The organism is Xanthobacter sp. DMC47 (genome assembly GCF_056313845.1).
This window is the reverse complement of the sequence record NZ_JBQUZM010000001.1, coordinates 167,448-188,560: the sequence shown is the minus strand read 5'-3', so window position 1 is coordinate 188,560 and position 21,113 is coordinate 167,448. Positions and strand designations below refer to the sequence as shown.

At 68.0% G+C, this 21,113-nt stretch carries 15 protein-coding genes and 1 tRNA gene; 9 read left to right on the top strand and 7 right to left on the bottom strand.

All coding sequences use genetic code 11. The features are described 5' to 3' along the window. Window positions 1–46: 46 nt before the first annotated feature. Window positions 47–745 carry a glutathione binding-like protein gene (locus ACT54R_RS00895; protein WP_476322485.1) on the bottom strand — a complete coding sequence of 233 codons (699 nt, stop codon included), beginning with the start codon at window positions 743–745 and terminating at the stop codon, window positions 47–49. 163 nt (window positions 746–908) lie between these two features. Here ACT54R_RS00895 and ACT54R_RS00890 point away from each other — a divergent pair, with 163 nt between their 5' ends. Further along, window positions 909–1,616, top strand: a complete 708-nt coding sequence (locus ACT54R_RS00890) for a glutathione S-transferase family protein (protein ID WP_476322482.1) — start codon at window positions 909–911, stop codon at window positions 1,614–1,616. Between the two features lie 18 nt (window positions 1,617–1,634). Further along, a complete protein-coding gene (locus tag ACT54R_RS00885; protein ID WP_476322479.1) occupies window positions 1,635–2,441 on the top strand; it encodes an SDR family NAD(P)-dependent oxidoreductase in 807 nt (268 codons plus the stop codon). A gap of 3 nt (window positions 2,442–2,444) precedes the next feature. Here ACT54R_RS00885 and ACT54R_RS00880 read toward each other — a convergent pair whose 3' ends face one another. Then, the gene (locus ACT54R_RS00880) at window positions 2,445–4,643 is read right to left on the bottom strand and encodes an amylo-alpha-1,6-glucosidase (protein WP_476322476.1); all 2,199 of its coding nucleotides are present in this window, start codon (window positions 4,641–4,643) and stop codon (window positions 2,445–2,447) included. Beyond that, the gene (locus tag ACT54R_RS00875) at window positions 4,630–5,712 is read right to left on the bottom strand and encodes a glycosyltransferase family 4 protein (protein WP_476322473.1); all 1,083 of its coding nucleotides are present in this window, start codon (window positions 5,710–5,712) and stop codon (window positions 4,630–4,632) included. Before ACT54R_RS00875 ends, ACT54R_RS00880 begins: the two co-directional genes overlap by 14 nt. A gap of 286 nt (window positions 5,713–5,998) precedes the next feature. Here ACT54R_RS00875 and recA point away from each other — a divergent pair, with 286 nt between their 5' ends. From recA to ACT54R_RS00855, 4 genes are all read left to right on the top strand, one after another. Beyond that, window positions 5,999–7,084 carry a recombinase RecA gene (recA, locus tag ACT54R_RS00870; protein WP_168458112.1) on the top strand — a complete coding sequence of 362 codons (1,086 nt, stop codon included), beginning with the start codon at window positions 5,999–6,001 and terminating at the stop codon, window positions 7,082–7,084. Between the two features lie 296 nt (window positions 7,085–7,380). Next, window positions 7,381–10,032, top strand: coding sequence for an alanine--tRNA ligase (gene alaS / locus ACT54R_RS00865; RefSeq protein ID WP_476322469.1), 2,652 nt, complete (start codon window positions 7,381–7,383; stop codon window positions 10,030–10,032). 183 nt (window positions 10,033–10,215) lie between these two features. Next, complete coding sequence (locus tag ACT54R_RS00860; RefSeq protein WP_476322467.1) at window positions 10,216–11,958, top strand: cation:proton antiporter domain-containing protein; 1,743 nt, start codon at window positions 10,216–10,218, stop codon at window positions 11,956–11,958. A 7-nt stretch (window positions 11,959–11,965) separates the two neighbouring features. Further along, on the top strand, window positions 11,966–13,141 hold the full coding sequence (locus tag ACT54R_RS00855; RefSeq protein WP_476322464.1) for a cyclic nucleotide-gated ion channel: 1,176 nt from the start codon (window positions 11,966–11,968) through the stop codon (window positions 13,139–13,141). Between the two features lie 95 nt (window positions 13,142–13,236). Here the strand turns inward: ACT54R_RS00855 and ACT54R_RS00850 are convergent, their stop codons facing one another. Further along, window positions 13,237–14,451, bottom strand: a complete 1,215-nt coding sequence (locus ACT54R_RS00850) for an NADP-dependent isocitrate dehydrogenase (RefSeq protein ID WP_476322461.1) — start codon at window positions 14,449–14,451, stop codon at window positions 13,237–13,239. 233 nt (window positions 14,452–14,684) lie between these two features. Between ACT54R_RS00850 and ACT54R_RS00845 the strand changes: the two genes are divergently transcribed. Beyond that, the gene (locus ACT54R_RS00845; protein WP_476322458.1) at window positions 14,685–15,521 is read left to right on the top strand and encodes an RNA methyltransferase; all 837 of its coding nucleotides are present in this window, start codon (window positions 14,685–14,687) and stop codon (window positions 15,519–15,521) included. Window positions 15,522–15,598: 77 nt separating this feature from the next. Here the strand turns inward: ACT54R_RS00845 and glnA are convergent, their stop codons facing one another. Together glnA and ACT54R_RS00835 are read right to left on the bottom strand one after the other, a co-directional pair. Further along, entirely contained in the window at window positions 15,599–17,014 is a 1,416-nt protein-coding gene (glnA, locus tag ACT54R_RS00840; RefSeq protein ID WP_476322456.1) for a type I glutamate--ammonia ligase, read from the bottom strand. Window positions 17,015–17,075: 61 nt separating this feature from the next. Then, a complete protein-coding gene (locus tag ACT54R_RS00835) occupies window positions 17,076–17,414 on the bottom strand; it encodes a P-II family nitrogen regulator (RefSeq protein WP_012115561.1) in 339 nt (112 codons plus the stop codon). Window positions 17,415–17,636: 222 nt separating this feature from the next. On the opposite strand from ACT54R_RS00835, the gene ACT54R_RS00830 reads away from it, so the two are divergent. Beyond that, the gene (locus tag ACT54R_RS00830) at window positions 17,637–19,127 is read left to right on the top strand and encodes an NAD(P)H-hydrate dehydratase (protein WP_476322453.1); all 1,491 of its coding nucleotides are present in this window, start codon (window positions 17,637–17,639) and stop codon (window positions 19,125–19,127) included. A 141-nt stretch (window positions 19,128–19,268) separates the two neighbouring features. Here ACT54R_RS00830 and ACT54R_RS00825 read toward each other — a convergent pair whose 3' ends face one another. Beyond that, window positions 19,269–20,510, bottom strand: coding sequence for a multicopper oxidase family protein (locus ACT54R_RS00825; protein ID WP_476322451.1), 1,242 nt, complete (start codon window positions 20,508–20,510; stop codon window positions 19,269–19,271). Window positions 20,511–20,965: 455 nt separating this feature from the next. Between ACT54R_RS00825 and ACT54R_RS00820 the strand changes: the two genes are divergently transcribed. Continuing rightward, window positions 20,966–21,050, top strand: a tRNA-Leu gene (locus ACT54R_RS00820). Window positions 21,051–21,113: the final 63 nt, after the last annotated feature.

The window sequence follows — 21,113 nt, the reverse complement described above, 5'->3', positions numbered from 1 at the left end:
GCGTCTTTTCAAACCCGGCGCAGCGTAACCCGTGCCGGGGGAGGCGTCATCCGGCCTGCCGCGCGGTCTGGCCGAACAGGATCTTCTTGCCTTCCTCGGTCACTGTCGGCCGCTTGGTGAAGGGCTCGCCCTTGGCATAGGCCGCGATGGTGGCCGGACGTGCCGCCACCGCATCGAACCAGCGCTTGAGGTGCGGGAAGGTGTCGAGGTCCTGCTGCTGGCGCTGGTGTGGCACGATCCAGGGATAGATGGCCATGTCGGCGATGGAATAGTCCTCCCCCGCCACGTTCGCGCACTTGCCGAGGCGGGTGTTGAGCACGCCATAGAGACGGTTCGTCTCCTTCACGTAGCGCTCCATGGCATAGGGGATCCGCTCCGGCGCGTACTGGACGAAATGGTGGTTCTGCCCGGCCATGGGGCCGAGCCCGCCGACCTGCCAGAACAGCCATTCCAGCACGCTTTTCCGCCCGCGCACGTCGGTCGGAACGAAGCGGCCGGTCTTCTCCGCGAGATAGAGGAGGATGGCGCCGGATTCGAAGATCGAAATGGGCGCGCCGCCGTCCGCAGGCGCATGATCGACGATGGCCGGCATGCGGTTGTTGGGGGCAATGGCAAGAAAATCCGGCTTGAATTGATCGCCCGCGCTGATGTCGACGGGGATGACGTTGTAGTCGATGCCCGTTTCTTCCAGGAACATCGTGATCTTGTGACCGTTCGGAGTCGGCCAATAATGCAGGTCGATCATTCTGGATCATCCATGGCGTGTCATGCCGCCGCCGGGATCTGGCATGCGACAGGAATTTGCGACGCAGACAGCTTGCGCGGGCGTCCGATGCGTGCATTCTATATCAGTCGTTCTAAAACGCAAACGCGCCCGCTTCGGCGGTCGCCAGCGAAGGGTGATCCCGTTGATCCGCTTCTATTTCCATCCCACGCCCAACCCGGCCAAGGTCGCGCTCTTCCTGGAGGAGACGGGACTTCCCTACGAGGTGATCCCGGTGGACACCGCCAAGGGCGAGCAGCACCTGCCGGCGTTCCGCGCCATCAATCCCAACGGCAAGGTGCCGGCCATCGTGGATACGGACGGGCCGGGGGGCGTCGAGGCGCGGGTGTTCGATTCCACCGCCATCCTCATCTATCTCGCGGAGAAGACTGGCCGCTTCGGCGGCGACCCCAAGGACCGTCCGGAACTGCTGTCCTGGCTCCTCTTCATCGCCAGCGGGCTCGGGCCATTCTCCGGTCAGGCGGTGCATTTCCAGCACGCTGCGCCCGATGGCCTCGGCTATGCCGTGAACCGCTACAGGCGCGAGGCGGAGCGGCACTATCAGGTGCTCGATGACCTCCTCGCCACCCGCCCCTACATCACGGGCAAGGACTACACCATCGCTGACATGTCGGCCTGGGGCTGGGTCCTCCGGGCATCGCGGGTGCTGAAGGGCGAGGACGATCCCCTCGCGCGCTTCCCGCACATCAAGCGCTGGTTCGCCGAGATCGATGCCCGCCCCGCCGCCGTCCGCGCCCGCGAGGTGGGCAAGGACCACACGTTCAAGGCCTCGGGCGACGAAGCCTCCCGGCGCGCGCTCTTCCCCTCCAACTATCCGCCCGCGGCGGAGTGAGGGGCGGAGAGAGCGGCCATGAAGATTCAGGGAAAGCGGATCCTCCTCACCGGCGGATCAAGCGGTATCGGCCGCGCCATCGCCACCGCGCTGGCGGCGGAGGGGGCGCGCCTCGTGCTCACCGGCCGCCGGCCGAACGTGTTGGCGGAGGCGGTGGGCGCGCTGAAGGCCTCCGGCGCCGAGGCCCACGGGATCGCCGGCGATGTGACTGAGCCAACCGCCCGGGCGGCCATGCTGGACGGCGCGGTGGCGGCGCTCGGAGGGCTCGACATCCTCATCAACAACGCGGGTGGCGTGCGCGCCGGCCGGCTGGAGCAGACGAGCGAAGCCGACATCCGCGCCATGATCGAGGTGGACCTGATCGCGCCCATCCTCCTCACCCGCGCCGCGCTGCCGGCGCTGCGCGCGAGCGGGGAGGGGCTGATCGTGGACATCACCTCCGCCATCGCGCTCATCGGCATGCCGTTCTACGCCACCTACGCGGCGGCGAAGGCGGGGCTCGCGCGCTTCGACGAGGCGCTGCGGCGGGAACTGGCGGGGGAAGGCATGCGGGTGCTCACCGTCTATCCCGGTGCGACCGACACGCCCATGATGCGCAGCAGCCGCGCCGGACCGGAGGTCGGCTTCAGCCGCGAGCCGGCCGAGGCGGTGGCCGAGGCGGTCGTGGCGGGCATCGTGTCCGACGCCTTCGAGGTGGTGCGGGGCGGCGAGGCGCGGGCGCAAATGATCGCCCTCAACCGGAGTGACCCGCTCGCGCTCGACGCCCGCTTCGCCACCCTCAAGGATGCGCTCGGGGAAGCGGTGCGCGACCACGCCGCCCTTTAGCGCTCACGCCTCCACCCGGATGCCCACGTCGCCTTGGCGGTCGATCACCGACAGGGCGGCGGTGGCGCCCACCCGCTCCACCTTCACGTCGATCTTCCCATCCGCGACGGCGAGGCCTGTGAGGGTGAGCGTATCGAGGAATTCCGGCAGCATGGGCCTCTCGAACACCGCCCGCCGTTCCGCCACGTCGAAGCCGAGGCCCAGGGACGCCTGCAGAAGCGCCAGCGGCGCCGCCGCTGCCCAGGCCTGCGGCGCGCAGGCGACCGGATAGCCCACCGGCCCCCTGTTGCGTTGGCGCGCGAAGCCGCAGAACAGCTCGGGGATGCGTCGCAGGTCGAAATAGACCGAGGCGCGGAACAGCCCCTCGAAGATGCGCGCCGCCTCGGCCCGGAAGCCGTAGCGGGCAAGCCCCAGCGCGACCACCGCATTGTCGTGCGGCCACACCGAGCCATTGTGATAGCTCATGGGATTGAACCGCGCCTCTCCCGCCGCGAGCGTCCGCACGCCCCAACCCGAGAACGAACTGCTGGTCATCAAGGTCGCCGCCACCGCTTCCGCCCGCTCCGGCAACGCGATGCCCGCGAACAGGGCGTGCCCGGCATTGGAGGTGCGCACCCGGCAGGGCGCCTTGTCGCCGTCCAGCGCCAGCACATAGGTGCCGAGGGCCCGATCGAAGAAGGCGGCATCGAAGGCAGTTCGCATGTCGCGTGCCCGTGCCGCATAGTCCTCCGCCGCGGCTGGATCGCCGAGCGCGCGGGCGATGGCGGTCGCCGCATTCCACGCGGCATAGGCATAGCCCTGCACCTCGACCAGTGCGATGGGGCCTTTCGCGAGCCGTCCATCCGCGTGGAAGATGCTGTCGTGGCTGTCCTTCCAGCCTTGATTGACCAGACCATCGCCGCGCCGGCGGCCGTATTCGATGAAGCCGTCGCCGTCGCGGTCGCCGTGCTCGCGCATCCAGCCCAGCGCCGCCTCGACGGCCGGCCACAGCATGCGGGCCGTCTCCAGATCGCCGGTGCGCGCCAGATAGGCGCCGGCCAGCATCACGAAGAGCGGGGTGGAATCGATGCTGCCATAATAGCGGCGAAACGGCACCTCCCCCAGCTCCGCCATTTCGCCGAACCGCACCTCGTGCAGGATCTTGCCGGGCTCGGCATCGGCTTCGGGATCGAAGGTGGTGGCCTGATTGGCGGCGAGGTGCAGCAGCACGCCGCGCGCCAGGGAGGGCGTGAGCCACAACGTCTCGAAGGCGGTGATGAGCGCGTCCCGCCCGAACACGGTCGAGAACCACGGCACGCCCGCGTAGGGGTAGGGTCCCTCCGGCAGGTCGGTGATGAGCACGTTCAGATCGCTCACCGCCCGCCGTAGTCCCTCATTGAAGTGATCGTTCGAGGAGGAGACGCCTGCCGAGCGCGCGGTCCGCGCCCGCATGTCGGCGCGGATATCTTTCAGTCCCAGCCGGAAGGCCTGCCGGGCATCGCGCTCCGGCTCGGCCCCGTCGCAGCGGATCTCGGCGAAGATCACGAACCCCTCGCCGGGCTTGAGGGTGAGTTGGTAAAGCGCCCGGTCGGCTGTGAGCACACTCGGCCGCGGTGCGAATGCGAGCCGGGTGGTGCGGGTGCGGGCGTCGAGGCCGCGATAGGCGAGGCCCACATGGCTTTCTCCCACCACCGGCACCGCGACGCGCCCGCGCTTGGCCCTGTGGGAACCGCGCACCTCGAACAGGTCCACGAAATCCGCATCGAAGAACAGGCCGATCTCGAACGTGCGCGTCTCGCCATCGAAATTGCGGATGGAGAGGCATTCGTGGCAGGCGCCCCGGAACAGGAAGCGCGAGCGGCGCAGGTGGATGAGATCGTGCGCCAGCTCGTCCCCCCCGCCGCGGGCCGGCAGGTCCGGATTGGTGAGGTCGCAGCTCAGCGTGGCATTGTCGTCCCGCACGGTGGAACCGAGCAGCAGGGGCCGCACGCCATCGATGGTGAGGAAGAATTGCGACAGATGGCGCGTATCGCGGTGGAACAGGCCGTGGTTGCTGGCGAGACCGGGCACGGCATCGCCATGGGCATCGAATACGGCGAACGTGTCGTCGTGCTTGAGCGTGCGCGGCACCGCCTCGATCTGCGAGGCGCTGGCCGCGATGGCATAGCCCGGTTCCTGCGGGTCTGTGCCGGCGACCCGGGCCGCAGCGTCAGACGGAGACATTCAGACTTCCTGCGCCCAGCTCGCGCTTCTTGCGCGGGCTCGCGGGGGCGGCAAGGCGCTCGTAGAGGGCCGCATAGTCCCGCGCCATCCGCCCCGCGGAAAAACGCTTCTCGAAGGTCCGCCGGATGGCGGCGCGATCAAGCCGATCGAGGTCGGCGACACGGGCCACCGCCTCATCCTGACCGGAAACGATGTAACCGGTGAGGCCGTCCTCCAGCACCTCGGGTACGGAGCCGCAGCCATAGGCGATGGTGGGGGTGCCGCAGGACATGGCCTCGATCATCACCAGCCCGAAGGGTTCCGGCCAGTCGATGGGGAAGAGCAGGGCCTTGGCATTGCCCAGGAAGTGCGCCTTCTGCCGCTCGTCGATCTCGCCGATGAATTCGACGCCGGGCGTGGCCTCCACCATGGGGCGGATCTTCTGCTCCCAATAGTCCTCGTCCACCCGGTCCACCTTGGCTGCGATCTTCAGCGGCAGGCCGGCGCGCGCGGCGATCTCGATGGCCCGGTCGGGCCGTTTTTCCGGCGAGATGCGGCCGAGGAAGGCGAGATAGTCGCAGCCGTCGGGATTGAACGGCAGCAGGGTCTCCGGCAGGCCGTGATAGATGGTCGAGGCCCAGTTCACCGGCGGCATGGGCTTGCGCTGGTGGTTGGAGATCGAGACCAGCGGGAACTCGTCATAGAGCGCATATAGCCGGTGGGCGGCCACGCTATCGAGCCGGCCGTGCAGGGTGGTGAGCGTGCGCGGAGCATGCTCCTTCAGCACCGCATAGTGCAGCACGTCCACATGGACGTGGAGGATGTCGAATTCGTCCGCGCGCCGCCGCACCTGCTCCAGCATGAGCATGTGGAAGACGATGGGATCGACCGGCCCCGGCGACAGTCGCAGGCCCATCTCGCACATGGGTTCGAGCTGCGCCGAAGTCAGGGAGTCCCCGCTGGCGAACAGCGTCACGTCGTGGCCCTGCGCCACCAGCGCTTCGCACAGATAGGAGACGATGCGTTCGGTTCCGCCGTAGCGACGCGGGGGCACGCTCTCGATGAGCGGCGCGATCTGGGCGATGCGCATATGTGTCTCCTCCGGCGTCGCCGGCGCGATGTGAACCGAGGATGCGGGCGCTTGTCCCGTGCTCTTCGGCCTGAACGCGGCAGGCCGGCTCAGGGTTTCACCGCACCTGCGAAAGAAGGCCGCGCCGAAGCGGCAGCTCGGCGTTAGGGCAGGTGTGCGGGACGCGCCGCGTTACGAAATGTTATCCACATGCTGTGGACGAAAGAGAACATATTGCGAACTTAGAACAAAACAGGTACAACTGCCACGTTCTTAATTCCCCTTGCACCCGCACCGGAGCGCGGCGATGACTCAGGCGACACTCCGACTCGTCGAAGGTTCTTCCATGGACAAGACCAAGGCGCTGGATGCCGCGCTCTCGCAGATCGAGCGGCATTTCGGCAAGGGCTCCATCATGCGGCTCGGCAAGGGGGGAAAAGCCCTTGAGATCGAGAGCATTCCCACCGGTTCGCTGGGGCTCGACATCGCGCTGGGCATCGGCGGGCTGCCCAAGGGGCGCGTCGTGGAGATCTACGGCCCGGAATCCTCGGGCAAGACCACGCTTGCGCTGCACACCATCGCCGAATCGCAGAAGCGCGGCGGCACCTGTGCCTTCATCGATGCCGAACATGCGCTCGATCCGGTCTATGCCCGCAAGCTCGGCGTGAACCTGGACGACCTGCTCATCTCCCAGCCTGACGCTGGCGAGCAGGCGCTGGAGATCGCCGACACGCTGGTGCGCTCCGGCGCCATCGACGTGCTGGTGGTCGATTCGGTGGCCGCCCTCACCCCGCGCGCCGAGCTCGACGGCGAGATGGGCGACAACCAGCCCGGCCTGCAGGCTCGCCTCATGAGCCAGGCGCTGCGCAAGCTCACCGCCTCCATCTCCAAGTCCAACACCATGGTCATCTTCATCAACCAGATCCGGATGAAGATCGGCGTGATGTATGGCTCGCCCGAGACCACCACGGGCGGCAACGCGCTGAAGTTCTATGCCTCCGTGCGCCTCGACATCCGCCGCATCGGTGCCATCAAGGAGCGCGACGAGGTCGTGGGCAACCAGACCCGTGTGAAGGTGGTGAAGAACAAGCTGGCGCCGCCCTTCAAGCAGGTCGAGTTCGACATCATGTATGGAGAGGGTGTCTCCAAGACCGGCGAGCTTCTTGACCTCGGCGTGCGCGCCGGCGTGGTGGAGAAGTCCGGCGCCTGGTTCTCCCACGACAGCCAGCGCCTCGGCCAGGGCCGCGAGAACGCCAAGACCTTCCTGAAGCAGAACCAGGAGATCGCCGGGCGCATCGAGGCGGCCATCCGCCAAAACGCCGGCCTCATCGCCGAAAAGATCCTCGCCGGCGATCCCGAGGAAGACGCCGAGGGCTCCGCTGCCGACGCCTGAGGGGCGTATGCGGAGTGCGTCGTGACGGTTACAGGGCGGGCGGGGACCTAACGGTGCCCGCCCGTTTTTATCGAGGAGCGCGATGTGTCCGGGGCCCAGCTTCGTGTTGCGCCCTCGCGTTTCTGGACAAGCGGCGGGCCCATCGTTAAACGAACCCGGTTCCGCCGGCCGCCACGGTCGAGGGGACCGCGCGACGCCCGAGGGGTGGCCGGAGGTTGGCCCGAGGCGCTGGCGCGCGCAGCGATCACCAGAGCCGGCGGCCGCAAGGCCCGGCCTCCGAGGGACAGTGCCGGCACATGAGCGGCGTCAACGAGATCCGGTCGAGCTTCATCGACTACTTCGTCAAGGAGGGCCACGAGGCCGTCGCCTCGTCGCCCCTCGTGCCGCATAACGACCCCACGCTCATGTTCGCCAACGCGGGCATGGTGCAGTTCAAGAACGTCTTCACCGGCGTCGAGAAGCGGCCCTATTCGCGGGCGGTGACGTCGCAGAAGTGCGTCAGGGCCGGCGGCAAGCACAACGACCTCGACAATGTGGGCTACACCGCGCGGCACCACACCTTCTTTGAAATGCTCGGCAATTTCTCGTTCGGCGACTATTTCAAGGATCGCGCGATCGAGCTCGCCTGGAACCTCGTCACTCGTACCTTCGAATTGCCGAAGGACCGCCTGCTCGTCACGGTCTACAGCGAGGACGAGGAAGCCCACGGCCTGTGGAAGAAGATCGCCGGCCTCTCCGACGACCGCATCATCCGCATCGCGTCGTCGGACAATTTCTGGTCCATGGGCGACACCGGCCCGTGCGGCCCCTGCTCGGAAATCTTCTTCGACCACGGCCCGCACATCTTCGGCGGCCCGCCCGGCTCGGCGGACCAGGACGGCGACCGCTTCATCGAGATCTGGAATCTCGTGTTCATGCAGTATGAACAGCTGCCGGGCGGCGAGCGCGTCGGCCTGCCGCGGCCGTCCATCGACACGGGCATGGGCCTCGAGCGCATCTCGGCGGTGCTGCAGGGCACCCACGACAATTACGAAACCGACCTCATGCGCGCCCTCATCGCCGAGGTCGCCGAATTCACCGGCGTGGATCCCGAGGGCCCGCAGAAGGCGAGCCACCGGGTGATCGCCGACCACCTGCGGGCGTCGGTCTTCCTCACCGCCGATGGCGTGCTGCCCTCGAACGAGGGGCGCGGCTACGTCCTGCGCCGCATCATGCGCCGGGCCATGCGCCACGCGCAGCTGCTCGGCGCCAAGGACCCGCTGATGCACCGCCTCGTGCCCATCCTGGTGCGCGAGATGGGCCGGGCCTATCCCGAGATCGTGCGCGCCGAGCCGCTGGCGGAAGAGACGCTGCTGCTGGAGGAGACTCGCTTCCGCCGCACGCTCGAGCGCGGCCTCTCGATCCTCGAGGAGGAGAGCCAGGGCCTCGTCTCCGGCGCCAGCTTCCCCGGCGAGGTGGCGTTCAAGCTCTACGACACCTACGGCTTCCCCCTCGACTTGACCCAGGACGCCCTGCGGGCCCGCGGTATCGGCGTGGACACGGCGGCGTTCGATGCGGCCATGGCGCGCCAGAAGGCCGAGGCCCGCGCCAACTGGGCCGGCTCCGGCGAAGCGGCCACCGACACGCTGTGGTTCGGCCTGCGCGACAAGGTGGGCGCCACCGACTTCCTCGGCTACGACACGGAGAAGGCGGAAGGCGTGGTCACCGCCCTGGTGCGCGACGGTGCCGAGGTCGCGGCTCTCAACGCCGGCGAGACCGGCCTCGTGGTGCTCAACCAGACCCCGTTCTACGCCGAATCCGGCGGCCAGGTCGGCGATACCGGCCGCATGACGGGAGAGGGCGGCCTCGTCGCCGAGGTGCGCATCACCCAGAAGAAGCTGGGCGACCTGTTCCTGCACGACGTGAAGGTGGAGAGCGGCACGCTCAAGCCCGGCACCGCTTTGGTGCTGGAGGTCGACCACGATCGCCGCGCGGCCGTGCGCGCCAACCATTCCGCCACCCATCTGCTGCACGAGGCGCTGCGCCGTGTGCTCGGCGAGCATGTGGCGCAGAAGGGCTCGCTCGTCGCGCCCGACCGCCTGCGCTTCGACTTCTCCCACCCCAAGCCGCTCAGCGAGGCCGAGGTGGCGGAGGTGGAGGAGATCGCCAACCGCTTCGTGCTGCGCAACGAGCCGGTGGAAACTCGCGTCCTTGCGGTGGACGATGCCATCAAGTCCGGCGCTCGCGCTCTGTTCGGCGAGAAGTATGGCGAGGAGGTGCGCGTCGTCTCCATGGGTACCGACGACGGCAACGGCGCGCCCTATTCGGTGGAGCTGTGCGGCGGCACCCATGTGAAGCGCACCGGCGACATCGGCCTGATCTCCGTGGTCTCCGAAGGCGCTGTGGCCTCCGGCGTCCGCCGCATCGAGGCACTCACCGCCCGTGCGGCGCGCAAGCACCTGAATGGCGCGAATGCCGCGCTCATCGCCACGGCCTCCGCGCTGAAGGCGCCGGTTGGCGAGGTGGAGGCGCGCGTCGCCGCCCTCGTCGAGGAACGGCGCAAGCTGGAGCGTGAGCTGGCCGAGACCCGCAAGAAGCTGGCCATGGGCGGCGGCCAGGGCGCGGGAGATGCGGTGCGCACGGTCGGCGACATCAAGCTGCTCGCGCGCCAGGTGGAAGGCATCGAGATCAAGGATCTCAAGGGCCTGGTGGACGAGGGCAAGAAGCAGATCGGCTCGGGCGTCGTCGCCATCGTCGGCGTCACGTCCGACGGCAAGGCCGGCATTGTGGTGGGCGTCACCGCCGACCTCACCGCCCGCGTCGATGCCGTTTCTCTGGTGCGGCTGGGCGCCGAGGCACTGGGCGGCAAGGGCGGCGGCGGCCGCCCCGACATGGCCCAGGCCGGCGGACCCGACGGCGACAAGGCCGACGCGGCGCTCTCCGCTATCGAGGCGGCCCTGGCGGGCTGAACGGCAGGGCGGTTTCGCCCTCGCCACGCACGCGACAGGCCGACCCGGTCCGGCTTGGGCGGCGTTCGTGCGACGGCTCCATGGCGCGCGGCGTGGATTTGACGCAAGCCCCTTGCGCAGCGCCATCCCTTCTTGCCACACAGGGGGCGGGGCGCCGGCAGCAGGCAGCGGAGTGGCGGTGCGGTGAACGACAGCTTCCTGAAGGATGCGTTCGTCTATCTCCTCGCCGCCGGGGTGCTGGTGCCGCTGTTTCACCGCGCCCGCATCGGTGCCGTGGTGGGCTTCATCGCGGTGGGCGCGCTCGTGGGTCCGCACGGGCTCGGACGTCTCGCCGATACGCTGCCGCTGGTGCGCTTCGTCACCATTTCCAGTCCCGCGCGGGCGGCGCCCTTTGGCGAGCTGGGCATCGTCTTCCTCCTGTTTCTGCTCGGGCTCGAGTTCTCCACCGCGCGGCTGTGGGCGCTCCGGCGCGAGGTGTTCGGCGTCGGCTGCCTGCAGGTTGTCCTGTGCGGCGTGCCGCTGGCGCTGGGGGCCACGCTCGCCGGCTATCCGCCGGGGGTGGCGCTGGTGCTGGGCTCGGCGCTGGCGCTATCGTCGACGGCCGTCGTGAGCCAGTTGCTGATCGATCAGCACCGGGCGCTTGCGCCGCTCGGCCAGCTCGTCATCGCCGTCCTGCTGTTCCAGGACCTGATGGTGGTGCCCATCCTCCTGGCGGCCGAGCTTCTCACCGGCAATGCGCCGGATGTCCTCACGCTGGCCGCCCTCGCGCTCGTCAAGGCGGTGAGCGCGGTGGCGCTGATCCTGGTCGCGGGGCGCTTCGTGCTGGCGCCACTGGTCGCCGCCGCGGCGTCCACGCGCTCGCGTGACCTCATCATGGCCATCACGCTGGTCGTGGTGGTGGGCTCCGCGGCGATCACCCACCGGGCGGGCCTCTCCAGCGCCCTCGGCGCCTTCCTGGCGGGGATGCTGCTGTCGGAGACGGCCTACCGCCACCAGATCGAGGTGGACCTTGAACCCTTCAAGGGCCTGCTCATCGGCGTGTTCTTCGTGACCGTCGGCATGAGCGTCGATTTTGCCGTCGTGCTGCCGCGCCTCGGCTGGGTTCTGGTGGGCGTCGCCGGCATTCTCGCCGTGAAGATCGTCGGCACCTATGCCGCTGGCCGCCTCATGAAGGTTGCGCCGCCGGCTGCGGCGGAGGCGGCGGTTCTGCTGGCCCAGACCGGGGAGTTCGCCCTCGTGGTGCTGGCGCTGCTGGCGGCCAGCGGTGCGCTGTCCCGGGCGGATGCCGGCGTCCTCATCGCCATGGTGGGCTTCAGCCTCGCGGCAACGCCGCTGCTGGCGCGGCTGGGCCGCCGGCTGGGACGGACTCTCGACGCGCGGCTCAACGACAACCTTGCCGCGCCGGCGCACAGCAGTGTCGCGGGGCACGTGGTTATCGGCGGTTTCGGGCGGGTGGGCCGCATGGTGGCCGAGGCCCTGGAGGAGGAGGGGGTCGCCTATGTGGCGCTCGACAACGATCCCCGGCGCGTGGCCGAGGCGCGGGGCGTCGGCCTGCCGGTGTATTTCGGCGATGCCGGGCGGGCGGAGATGCTGGCGCGGCTCGGGGCCGAGCGGGCGAGTGTTTTCGTCGTGACCCTCGATGCCCCCAATGCGGCCGAGCGCATGGCGGCCGCGGTGCGGCAACACTGGCCGGCGGCGGCAATCCTCGCGCGCGCCAAGGATACGGAACACGCCCACCGTCTCTCCGCGCTCGGGGTGTCTGGCGTGATCCCCGAGGCGCAGGAGGCCAGCCTCCAGCTCGCCGCCCGCCTCTTGACGCAACTCGGCCTGCCGGACGAGGTGGTGGCGGCGCGCACCGAGCGCGCCCGCGCCCGCATCGAGACGGCACTCGGCGATGCGCGCAGCCAGGGCGGGCAGGGAAATTGAGGACGAGATGAAGGTGCAATCGGCCCGCCGGCGGGTATTCGACATTCTGGAGCGCGACCTGCCCGGCGACCGCACGGCGGATTTCGTCCATTACTTCCTCATCGCCATGGTCCTGCTGTCGGTGGCCGGCGCGGTGCTGGCGACGGTGCGCTCGCTGGAAATCCACGACGCGTGGTGGTTCAAGCTCGGCGAGTTCTGCGCGCTGCTGATCTTCACGGTGGAGTACGGCCTGCGCCTGTGGGTGGCGCCCGAGCACCCGCTGCGACGCGGCATGTCCAACGCCCGCGCCCGCCTCAGCTACGCGATGACCGCACCGGCGCTCATCGACCTGATCGCAATCCTGCCGTGGTTCGTGGCCCTTGCCACCGATTTCGATCCGCACGCCTTGCTGGTGCTGCGCCTCGTGCGCTTCCTCAAGCTCGCGCGTTATTCGTCCGGCTTCAACGCGCTCTACCTCGCGATCAAGCGCGAGCGCTATGCGCTGCTCTCCTGCCTCATCATCCTGTGCTCGGGCGTGCTCATGTCGGCAACCGCCATGTACCTGACGGAGCGAAATGTGCAGCCGGACAAGTTCGGCTCCATCCCGCTGGCCATGTGGTGGTCCATCACCACGCTCACCACGGTGGGCTATGGCGACGTGGTGCCGGTGACCAATCTCGGGCGGTTCATCGGCGGCATCACCATGATTTCCGGCCTGATGATGCTGGCGCTGCCCATTGCCATCATCGCCGGCTCCTTCTCGGAGGTGATCTCGAAGCACAACTTCGTCGTCACTTTCTCCATGATCTCACGCCTGCCGCCCTTCTCGGATCTGGATGCGCCGGTGCTCGGCGACATCCTGCCCATCCTGCATTCGCGCAGCTTCGACCGCGGTCACCACGTCATGCGGCGAGGCGAGGAGGCGGCGCACCTGTTCGTGGTGCTGGAAGGCAAGGTGGAGATGGAAGGCGCGGAGGGCGTACGCACGCTGGGGCCGGGCGAGGTGTTCGGCCTGCTGCCGGGACATACGAAGCCAGATCCCGTCACGGTGCGCGCAATGGCCAAGACCAAGATCCTCTCCATAGAGGAAAACGAGCTCTATATGCTCGCCTTGCGACACCCCGACGTGATCGGCCGCCTCTCGGAACTGCACTCAGACGGGAAAATTTCCGGCGAGGTGCCGGAGGCTCCGCCGTCGGCGTGAGCCGGGCCCATTCCTGAAATGAAAAGGGGCCGCACGCGGCGGCCCCTTCGCAGCGAAGCGGCAGCACCGGGCTGCCGCTGAAGCTCGTTTGTGCCTCAGGCCGCCATGGCCTTGGTGAGGTTCTCGGACACCTTGTCGAGGAAGCCGGTCGTGGAGAGCCACTTCTGGTCGGCACCGACGAGGAGCGCGAGGTCCTTGGTCATGTCGCCGGCCTCGACCGTGTCCACGCACACCTTCTCGAGCGTCGCGGCGAACTTGGCGAGTTCCTCGTTGCCGTCGAGCTTGGCGCGATGGGCAAGGCCCCGGGTCCAGGCGAAGATGGAGGCGATGGAGTTGGTTGAGGTCTCCTTGCCCTTCTGGTGCTCGCGATAGTGGCGGGTGACGGTGCCGTGGGCGGCTTCCGCCTCCACCGTCTTGCCATCGGGCGTCATCAGCACGGAGGTCATCAGGCCGAGCGAGCCGAAGCCCTGGGCCACGATGTCCGACTGCACGTCGCCGTCATAGTTCTTGCAGGCCCACACATAGCCGCCGGACCACTTGAGGGCCGAGGCCACCATGTCGTCGATGAGGCGGTGCTCGTAGGTGAGGCCGCGCTTGTCGAACTCGGCCTTGAACTCGGCCTCGTAGACTTCCTGGAAGATATCCTTGAAGCGGCCGTCGTAGGCCTTGAGGATCGTGTTCTTGGTGGAGAGGTAGACGGGATAGTTGCGCAGCAGGCCGTAGTTGAGCGAGGCGCGGGCGAACTCGCGGATCGACTCGTCGAGGTTGTACATGGCCATGGCCACGCCGGCACCGGGGAAGCTGTAGACTTCCTTCTCGATCTTGGTGCCGTCCTCGCCCACGAAGGAGATGGTCAGCTTGCCCTTGCCGGGCACCTTGAAGTCGGTGGCGCGATACTGGTCGCCGAAGGCGTGGCGGCCGACGACGATGGGCTTGGTCCAGCCCGGCACCAGGCGCGGCACGTTCTTGCAGATGATGGGCTCGCGGAAGATCACGCCGCCGAGGATGTTGCGGATGGTGCCGTTGGGCGACTTCCACATCTCCTTGAGGTTGAACTCCTCCACGCGGGCCTCGTCCGGCGTGATGGTGGCGCACTTCACGCCCACGCCGTGCTTCTTGATGGCCTCGGCGGCGGCGATCGTGACCTGATCGTTGGTGGCGTCGCGGTTCTCGACGGAGAGGTCGTAATACTCGAGGTCAATGTCGAGATAGGGGTGGATCAGCTTGTCCTTGATGTACTGCCAGATGATCCGGGTCATCTCGTCGCCGTCGAGTTCGACGACCGGATTTGCCACCTTGATCTTCGCCATGGGACGGCCTTTCGCGACTGCTCAATGAGCCTTGGTAGAGCGGGGGAGAGCGCAACGACGCGGTGAGCGCCAGCCGGCCTCCGGCAAGGGCCGCTATAGCACCGGTGCAGTGCGGCGCAAGACGGAAACCCGGCTAATGCCGTGAGATCGTTTCCCACGCCGGCGCGCCTCGGAGGCCAGCCCTCGACACGTCCGGCCGCCTTATGCGACCAAGGCGGCCACAAGGAGATCACATGCCGGGTTCGGGTACCGACAGCACCAAGCCGTGGACGGCCGGAGGGCCGCTCGTCATCCTGGTGGAGCCGCAGCTCGGGGACAATATCGGCTCGGCGGCGCGCGCCATGGGCAATTTCGGCCTGTCGCGCTTGCGCATCGTCAATCCGCGTCAGGGCTGGCCGAACGACCGCGCACGCACCTTCGCCGCCGGGGCCGACCGCATCCTCGACGAGGCGCAACTCTTCCCGGACCTGCGCGCGGCCCTGCATGACGTGAAGTTCGCCTTCGCCACCACCGCCCGCGAGCGCGGCATGGCCAAGACCGTGGTGGGCGCGGACGCCGCGGCTACGGAGGCCCGCAGCCGCATGGCGGCCGGCGAGGAGGTGGCGCTGGTGTTCGGCCGCGAGCGCACGGGCCTCTATACGGAGGAGGTATCGCTTTGCGATGCCATTCTCACCCTTCCGGTGAACCCGGCCTTCGCCTCGCTGAACCTTGCCACTTGTGTGGCGGTCGCGGCCTATGAATGGTCGAAGGCGGAAAGCGGCGGCGCCCTGCCGTTCGCCCCGCCGGATCGCTCGCCGCTCGCCGACAAGGGCGATCTGTTCGCCTTCTTCGACCATCTGGAGACGGCTCTCCAGACCTCCGGCTTCTTCCGCTCGCCGGAAAAGGCGCCCTCCACCATCCGCAACCTGCGCAACATCTTCCATCGCCTGGGTCTCACCCGGCAGGACCTCGCCACCCTGCATGGCGCGGTGACGGCGCTGGAGGAGGGCCGGGAAGGGCGCGAGGCGCGCAAGGCCGAGAACAACGCCCGCGCCGCCGCACGCAAGGCGGGCTCCGGCGAGGCGGGCTGAGCCGGACTTCCACAGAGACCACCCCAACGAAAACGGGCGCCCGAAGGGGCGCCCGCTCTCTTTCGGATGATGGTCGATCAGACCGAGTAGTACATCTCGAACTCGACCGGGTGCGGCGTCATCTCGAAGCGCATCACCTCGGTCATCTTCAGGTCGATGTAGGACTCGATGAAGTCCTTCTGGAACACGTCGCCCTTCAGCAGGTACTCGTGATCCGCCTCGAGGGAGGCCAGCGCCTCGCGGAGCGAGCCGCAGACGGTGGGGATCTGCTTCAGCTCGGCCGGGGGCAGGTCGTAGAGATCCTTGTCCATGGCCTGGCCGGGGTCGATCCGGTTCAGGATGCCGTCCATGCCCGCCATGAACAGGGCCGCGAAGGCGAGGTAGGGGTTCGCGCCGGGATCCGGGAAGCGAACCTCGACGCGCTTGGCCTTCGGGTTGTTGGTGTAGGGGATGCGGCAGGAGGCGGAGCGGTTGCGCGCCGAATAGGCGAGCAGCACGGGAGCCTCATAGCCCGGGACCAGACGCTTGTAGGAGTTGGTCAGCGGGTTGGTGAAGGCGTTCAGCGACTTGGCGTGCTTGATGATGCCGCCGATGTACCACAGGCAGTACTCGGAGAGGTCGGCATACTTGTCGCCGGCGAAGAGGGGCTTGCCCTCCTTCCAGATCGACTGGTGCACGTGCATGCCCGAGCCGTTGTCGCCGAACACCGGCTTCGGCATGAAGGTCGCCGTCTTGCCGTAGATGTTGGCCACCTGATGGATGCAGTACTTATAGACCTGCAGGTGGTCGGCCATGGTCACGAGCGAGCCGAACTTGAGGCCGAGCTCGTGCTGGGCGGAGGCCACCTCGTGGTGGTGCTTCTCCACCTTGGCGCCCATCTTGGCCATGGCGGCCAGCATCTCGGAGCGCATGTCCTGCGCCGAGTCGATGGGGGGCACGGGGAAGTAGCCGCCCTTGGTCTTCACGCGGTGACCGAGGTTGCCGCCTTCATATTCGGTGTCGCCGTTGGTCGGCAGCTCGATGGAGTCGAGCTTGAAGCCGGTGTTGTACGGGTCGGCCTTGAAGCGAACGTCGTCGAAGATGAAGAACTCGGCCTCGGGGCCGAAATACACCGCGTCGCCGACGCCGGTGGACTTGGCATAGGCCTCGGCCTTCCGGGCGATGGAGCGCGGGTCGCGACCGTAGGGCTGGCCGGTGGTCGGCTCCAGCACGTCGCAGACGATGGAGAGCGTGGTCTCCGAGAAAAAGGGATCGACGCAGGTGGTCGTCGGATCCGGCATGAGCAGCATGTCGGACTCGTTGATGGCCTTCCAGCCGGCGATGGACGAACCGTCGAAGGCGGTGCCTTCGGTCAGGAATTCCTCGTCGACCATGCTGATGTCGAACGTGACATGCTGCCACTTGCCGCGCGGATCGGTGAAGCGCAGGTCGACATATTTCACGTCCTCGCTCTTGATGAGGTCGAGGACGTCCTTGGCCGTCTTGGTCGTCATGGGTTTTGCTACCTTTCTGCTGGCCTGCAGTTCGTTTCTTGGACGATTTGTTTCGGACGCGTCAGATCGCGTCGAGGCCGGATTCGCCGGTCCGGATACGGATCGCCTCTTCGATGGACGACACGAAGATCTTCCCGTCTCCGATCCGCCCGGTCTGGGCCGCGCGGCGAATGGCATCGACGGCCCGGTCTACCATATCGTCGGAGAGGACAACCTCGATTTTCACCTTCGGCAGGAAATCGACCACATATTCGGCACCGCGGTACAGCTCGGTATGGCCCTTCTGGCGGCCGAATCCCTTGGCTTCCGTAACCGTAATGCCTTGCAGGCCGACGTCCTGAAGGGCTTCCTTCACCTCATCGAGCTTGAAGGGCTTGATGATTGCCTCGATCTTCTTCATCCGCTCCGTCTCCCTGACCCGATCCGCCGCCGCACGGTCGAGACGCCTTTTGTAAGCATGATATGTGCCATGCCTTGCGTCATTTGCCCATGCAGAAGACAGGCAAAGGGGATGGGTCGCAATGCCTAGTTCTTGATCTTAGTGATGAAATATTGGGCTTACACCTGGGTTTTCAGCCCGCAGACATGAGCATGATCTGAGCATCTGAGGACGGGGGCATCGGTGGACGCACTGCTTGATCCAGACGAAATGGCGCGCGCGGATAAATTAGCCGTCGAATTGGGCACCCCGTCCATGACGCTGATGGACCGCGCAGGCACGGCGGTTGCCGATGCGGTCGCACGCTATCCCTACCCCACGCGCATCCTGGTGCTCTGCGGGCCGGGCAACAACGGGGGCGACGGATTCGTTGCGGCGCGGGTGCTGGCGCAACGCGGGTTCAAGGTGCGCCTCGCCCTTCTCGGCGACAGGGACAGGCTCACCGGCGACGCCCGCCGCGCCGCCGAGCGCTGGCGCGGCGCGGTGGAGGAGCCGGCGGCCGTGGATCTCGGCGAAGCGGGGGTGATCGTCGATGCTTTGTTCGGCGCGGGCCTCGCCCGCGACCTCGACGGCGCCGCCCGTGCGCTGGTGGAGCGCATGGCGCAATCCAGCAGGCCAATCATCGCCGTGGACCTGCCGTCCGGCCTCGATGGCGCCACCGGCAAGGTGCGCGGCGCGGCGGCGCAGGCGGTGGAGACCGTCACCTTTTTCCGCCGCAAGCCGGGCCACCTGCTGGAGCCCGGGCGCAGCCTGTGCGGCCGGGTGCGGGTGGCCGACATCGGCATTCCCGACGAAGTGCTGGAGACGATTCGTCCGCAGGCCTTTGTGGATACGCCGGACCTCTGGCGCGACGCCTTTCCCATGCCCGCATCGAGCGGCCACAAATATTCCCGGGGCCACGCGGTGGTGGTGAGCGGGGCGGCCTGGACCTCCGGCGCGGCGCGGCTGTCGGCCCGAGGGGCGCTCAGGGCCGGCGCCGGGCTCGTCACCATCGCGCTGCCGCGGGAGGCTTTGCCGCTGCAGGCGGCGTCCTACGCGGCCATCATGCCGCGCCCGGTGGACGGGGCAGGGGAGTTGGCCGACCTGCTGTCCGACCGGCGCCTGAACGCGGTGGTGATTGGGCCGGGCCTCGGCAGCGGTGCGGAAACCCGCCGCAAGATCGACGTTGCCGCTCCCGGCCGCCGTCTGGTGCTCGATGCCGATGCACTGACCAGCTACGAAGGCGTGCCATGGGCGCTGGCCGATGTGGCGGGGCGCAGTGCGGGACTCATCGTGACCCCCCACGAGGGTGAGTTCGCCCGCATGTTCCACGGCGATCCCGAGGTTCTGGACGCGCCGTCCAAGCTCGCCCGCACCCGAGCCGCCGCGCGGCGGCTCGGGGCCGTGGTGGTGCTGAAAGGGGCCGACACGGTGATTGCCCATCCCGATGGCCGCGCCGCCATTGCCGAGAATGCGCCACCATATCTGGCGACGGCGGGGGCGGGGGATGTGCTGGCTGGAATCGCGGGCGGCCTGCTCGCGCAGGGTATGCCCCCGTTCGAGGCCGCCTGCGCGGCGGTGTGGCTACATGGCGAGGCAGCGCGGGAGGCCGGCCCCGGATTGATCGCCGACGACCTGCCCGATGCGCTGCGAGGGGTCTATAGCCGGCTATATTCTATGATTGAAAGGGCTTGACCGAATCGCACGAATCGGAACCCCACTTGGGGTGGTCGGAATGGCGCTTGTTCATCGGTGATTTCAGGGGATGGCCGCGAGCCACTTGCAGCCGCCGGATGGGTCCGGCGACGAAACCCCTGATTCTGCGACCAAAACGGCTCAGGCAGTGACCTGGTAGGTGGCTGAGGCTACAACTTCGCCATCACCCCCGCGCTGCGCGGTCACGTTCCAGGTGCCCGCCGCCTGGGCGAGAAGGGCAACCCTTACTGTCGTTTTAGCCGGCACAGGAACTGTGTCGTGCCACCAGGGCTTCCAGCCGTCGTCAAGCCCATCGAGAAGCCGCACGGCGTGGCCGGCCACATGCACCGAGACGGGTGCATCGAGGCTGTTCGCGAGGGTCAAAACCATTGCCTTGCCGGACTTCACGGTGCCGAGCGAAGCGGGCGCGCCGCTCTTCCCGCTGATGGCGAGTTCGACACGAACGGCATCTTTCAGGGGAATATCAGCCGGCAAATCATTTGGCGGGAGCGGCGCGGGCGGGCCGGAGGGCATCGGCCCGGCGGGACCCACGGGCGTAACCACCGCGAGCCGGATCGGCTCCTGCGAGGTTTCGATCTCGATGATGGTCGCGTCCGCATCGTCAATGGTCGCGGCCACGTCCACCCGGCCGCCCGGCGGGATCTGCAGGCGGCCTTCCTTCAGCTCGAAGGGTTGGGCAACCGGCTGCCCGTCGATGGCAATCGCGAAGACCGCCGGACCCTTGAGCCGCAGACGCAGGAACAGGGGCGTGGCGTTCACCAGCCGCAACCGGCTGCGGCCGCTGGCCGGACCCTGGAAAGTCGGCGAGAACTCGCCGTTCACGGGGAAGATCGGAACCCCGCTCTCAGGCGGAAAAGACTGGATGAACAGGAGGTTGTCCGAGGCGTAGGCCGGTGTGCCCGGCTCATCCACGACGAGGGCCCCGCAGAGCGCGCGGCGGGCAAGGGTCGGGGAGGTTGCGTGGTACCAGAAGGTGCCGGCGTCCTTCGGCGTGAACTGGAGCAGCTTGCTCTGCCCGTCCCCGACCCCGGCAGATGCGGCGGTGGCCGCGTCGGCCGACAGGCGCACGCCTTGCCATGTCAGAGCCACGCTCTCCTTGAGCGAATTGGCGAATTGCACCGCGAGCTCGCTGCCCTTCTTCACCCGCAGCAGCGGGCCCGGGAGTGAGTCGTTGAACAGCGCGAGGTTGCCCTGGCCGGCGATGGCCGGTCGGCTACCCTCCGCGGCCGTAAGCGCAACCGGTCCGTTGGCCGGCCCCTGCGCAAGCGCCCAATCCGGGATCAAGGCGCCGGCGGCCCCGGCAAAAGACAGGGCCGCAGCCCCCTTGAGAACGTTGCGACGAGAGGGAATCGGCGTGCTCACGCTGCATCTCCTGGCAGGGTGGGTGGACCATGTTACGCGGCCGGAAAAAGGGCAAGCGGCTTTGCTCATGCGCGTCGCATCGCCGTGGATGGTGGCGCGCGCCATGCGGGCGGGGGCTGCGCATGTCACCGAGGAGCGGGAGCTTGGCAGCACTCGCTTTCGGCCTGCGCACCGGCGCGTTTCGGCCGGGGCGTCGCCGGCGCGGGATGCGGCGTCCTGCCGTGGCGCCAGCGGGATGGAAGCCTCCACCCGTGCGCGCCATTTTCTTGCTGCGCGCCCGCGCGGGCATGATATAAGCCGCGACCCGAACGGCGCGTGCGGCCTCGTGCGCGAGCGGTGGAGCCGTGCCCGGAGGCGTCGTGCGCTCAAGCGCGTCGACGGTTCTCCCGTGCCCGGCCTCCCTTCGCGGGCATGACGGGCCTTTGGGCGCGACGGGCCTTTGGCGAGACGGGGCCGCGGGCGTGGCGGAACTGGTAGACGCGCGGGATTTAGGTTCCCGTGACGCAAGTCGTGGGGGTTCGAAACCCTCCGCCCGCACCAATGCCGCCGCATGCCCGCGCGTCGGCCGCCGCAAGGCGGTCCGCTCGGGGGCAGGTCCACCGT

Bases quoted from the DNA above. Each gene is read 5' to 3' on its own strand.
- ACT54R_RS00895 (WP_476322485.1), bottom strand. From the start codon at position 745: ATGATCGACCTGCATTATTGGCCGACTCCGAACGGTCACAAGATCACG.
- ACT54R_RS00885 (WP_476322479.1), top strand. From the start codon at position 1,635: ATGAAGATTCAGGGAAAGCGGATCCTCCTCACCGGCGGATCAAGCGGT.
- ACT54R_RS00880 (WP_476322476.1), bottom strand. From the start codon at position 4,643: ATGTCTCCGTCTGACGCTGCGGCCCGGGTCGCCGGCACAGACCCGCAG.
- ACT54R_RS00875 (WP_476322473.1), bottom strand. From the start codon at position 5,712: ATGCGCATCGCCCAGATCGCGCCGCTCATCGAGAGCGTGCCCCCGCGT.
- recA (WP_168458112.1), top strand. From the start codon at position 5,999: ATGACTCAGGCGACACTCCGACTCGTCGAAGGTTCTTCCATGGACAAG.
- alaS (WP_476322469.1), top strand. From the start codon at position 7,381: ATGAGCGGCGTCAACGAGATCCGGTCGAGCTTCATCGACTACTTCGTC.
- ACT54R_RS00855 (WP_476322464.1), top strand. From the start codon at position 11,966: ATGAAGGTGCAATCGGCCCGCCGGCGGGTATTCGACATTCTGGAGCGC.
- ACT54R_RS00850 (WP_476322461.1), bottom strand. From the start codon at position 14,451: ATGGCGAAGATCAAGGTGGCAAATCCGGTCGTCGAACTCGACGGCGAC.
- ACT54R_RS00845 (WP_476322458.1), top strand. From the start codon at position 14,685: ATGCCGGGTTCGGGTACCGACAGCACCAAGCCGTGGACGGCCGGAGGG.
- glnA (WP_476322456.1), bottom strand. From the start codon at position 17,014: ATGACGACCAAGACGGCCAAGGACGTCCTCGACCTCATCAAGAGCGAG.
- ACT54R_RS00835 (WP_012115561.1), bottom strand. From the start codon at position 17,414: ATGAAGAAGATCGAGGCAATCATCAAGCCCTTCAAGCTCGATGAGGTG.